The organism is Synechococcus sp. R6-7 (assembly GCF_047461695.1).
GTDB lineage: Bacteria > Cyanobacteriota > Cyanobacteriia > Thermostichales > Thermostichaceae > Thermostichus.
This window is the reverse complement of sequence record NZ_JANSHS010000474.1, coordinates 1-2140: the sequence shown is the minus strand read 5'-3', so window position 1 is coordinate 2140 and position 2140 is coordinate 1. Positions and strand designations below refer to the sequence as shown.

The 2140-nt window shown below is 56.6% G+C and carries 3 protein-coding genes and 1 tRNA gene; all 4 read right to left on the bottom strand.

The window, feature by feature from the left end:
- Positions 1 to 92 precede the first annotated feature (92 nt).
- Positions 93 to 165, bottom strand: a tRNA-Phe gene (locus NW815_RS12980).
- Positions 166 to 224: 59 nt separating this feature from the next.
- Positions 225 to 878 (bottom strand): Crp/Fnr family transcriptional regulator, encoded by a 654-nt coding sequence (locus NW815_RS12975; protein ID WP_414332238.1) that lies wholly within the window; start codon positions 876 to 878, stop codon positions 225 to 227.
- Between the two features lie 116 nt (positions 879 to 994).
- Complete coding sequence (locus NW815_RS12970) at positions 995 to 1126, bottom strand: hypothetical protein (RefSeq protein WP_011434201.1); 132 nt, start codon at positions 1124 to 1126, stop codon at positions 995 to 997.
- 46 nt (positions 1127 to 1172) lie between these two features.
- On the bottom strand, positions 1173 to 2140 hold a 968-nt coding region (locus NW815_RS12965; RefSeq protein WP_414416093.1), incomplete at its 5' end, for an AAA family ATPase.

Sequence of the window (2140 nt, the reverse complement as noted above, 5' to 3'; positions counted from 1 at the left end):
CTTATTATTGACTAGAGTCATGCTCCCCAGACCGACATAGCAAAAAGGCTTAGGTCGTTGACCCAAGCCCGCCTCAGCATACTCATACCAGATGCCAGGAACCAGACTTGAACTGGTGACACGAGGATTTTCAGTCCTCTGCTCTACCAACTGAGCTATCCCGGCTCTGGACCTACTATCTTACGATGTCGAGGGGGGTTTTGACAACTGGTGGCGCCCCCAATTTAGCCAATCAATTTCTCCAAAGCCTCCATCTGGGGGATGCAGAGAACATCTCGGTTGCGATCCCGGCGGATCAGCTCCTCTTGCTCCAGCTTGGACAGGACGCGAGTGACCGTTTCCCGGGCTAGGCCACTTAGGCTGCTCAGCTCCCGATGGGGCAAGTTGGGGATCTCTACGCCACTTCGGCTAACCCGGCCACGGGATTCGGCCAGAAACAGCAGGATATCGGCAACACGGGCCGTACTACTGGCCTCGCGCAACTGCAGACGACGGTTGATCTGCCGTAAGCGGCGCGACATGAGCTGAGCAAGGCGGATGCCGGCCTGAGGATCAGAAGCCAAAAAAGCCAGAAAGTGCTGGGCCGACAGACAACCGACTTTGGTGGCTGTTAGGGCTACAACGTCGGTAGAACGAGGCGCTTCGTCCAAAGCAGCCATTTCCCCGAAGATTTCTCCTGGGCCAAGAATGGTGAGGGTGATCTCCCGGCCTTCGAGATCATGGGTGCGAATCTTGACCCACCCTTCCAGGATGAAATAAACGGCGTTACCCCAGTCATTTTGTAACAAGATGGCCTGATTGACTGGGTGGGAGCGCAACGACATTTGCCCGGCCAGCGGCTCTAGCCTCTCAGGAGGAAAGCCCTCAAACAGGAGCATCAGGCGTAGGTCATCTGGAGTTACATCGCTCACTGTTGGATCCTCCTGGACGGGGTTGGTTCTGGTCGAGTGGGATGGGAAAAGGGTAGGCCTGGAAAGCCCCCCTGCTCCCCAGCCTACAGCCCGCCAGGGCGAACTGCGTAGCGATAGGGCAGGGCTTTAGACCCAATTTTGACCTCTACTTTGGAAAGGGATCCCTGCCCAAAAAAGCTGCTGCCATTCTCTAACCCAGAAACGGCAAAATCCATCTTGCTGATGTTAATTCTCTCGACTTTGTGCAGTTTGAGTCGAGATCTAGACCTGCTGAAGTTGAGATTGCCAATCTTGGCTGGTATCCAAAACCTTTAAAAAAGGCCGTTCCGACTCGGAAAAATCCTGCCAGTGGGCCTGCTGTTGGGAGAGCATCTCGGCGGTGGCATCGGCAATGTCGGCAGAGGGCTGCTGATCCCCATCGATGCAGCCGGCTGGGGCCAAGAGGGGTTGAGGAGCTGGGCTGCGGCGTTGCAGGCGCTCCCGCAAAACAGGTTCAGGGGCGTAGCAGTGGAGGATGCGCAGTGGGATCCCTTGGCGTTGGGCCTGATCAATGGCCATCCCCCGCAGGGCTTGCCGGTCAAACTTGGCGTCCAGAATCACGGTGTAGCCTTCCTGGGCCAGCTCTACTCCCAACTGCACCAAGCGGCGGTAGGTTTTATCGGTCATCTCCGGGGTATAAACCTGCGGCCCCCCCCGTTGCCGCAGAGGGATCCCGGCCAAATGCTTGCGCACCGCATCGGAGCGAATGTGAATGGCTCCCCGCTGACGGGCCAAGTGGCGGGCTACCGTGCTTTTGCCGGATCCCGACAATCCCGACATCAGGAACAACTGCCCCCGCTTGGGGAGGGTGTATTCCCAGGCAAGACGGTAATAGCGGGCGGCGGTGCTAAAGGCTGTGGCCTTGGCTTCCTCTGCTGCAGTGGGATCCTCCAGCAAAAAAGAGGTGACCTTGGCCCGCACGTAGGCTTGGCGGTTGAGATAAATAGGCAAGATCTTCAGCCCTTCCCAATCTCCGGTTTCTTCCAGGTAGGTGTTCAAATAGGCGTTTCCCAGATCGGGGCGATGGCGGGCATCCAAATCCATCACCCCATAGGATACGTCGTACATGACATCCACAAAGCGGAAGGCTTCATTAAACTCGATGCAATCAAAAAGCAGGATCTTCCCTTCCCAAAAACAGATGTTGCCTAGGTGCAGGTCTCCGTGGCATTCACGAATGCGGTTTTGTT

What these genes read in the sequence shown, in the direction of transcription:
- NW815_RS12975 (WP_414332238.1), bottom strand. Translation starts at nt 878, where the DNA reads ATGCTCCTGTTTGAGGGCTTTCCTCCTGAGAGGCTAGAGCCGCTGGCC.
- NW815_RS12970 (WP_011434201.1), bottom strand. Translation starts at nt 1,126, where the DNA reads ATGGATTTTGCCGTTTCTGGGTTAGAGAATGGCAGCAGCTTTTTTGGG.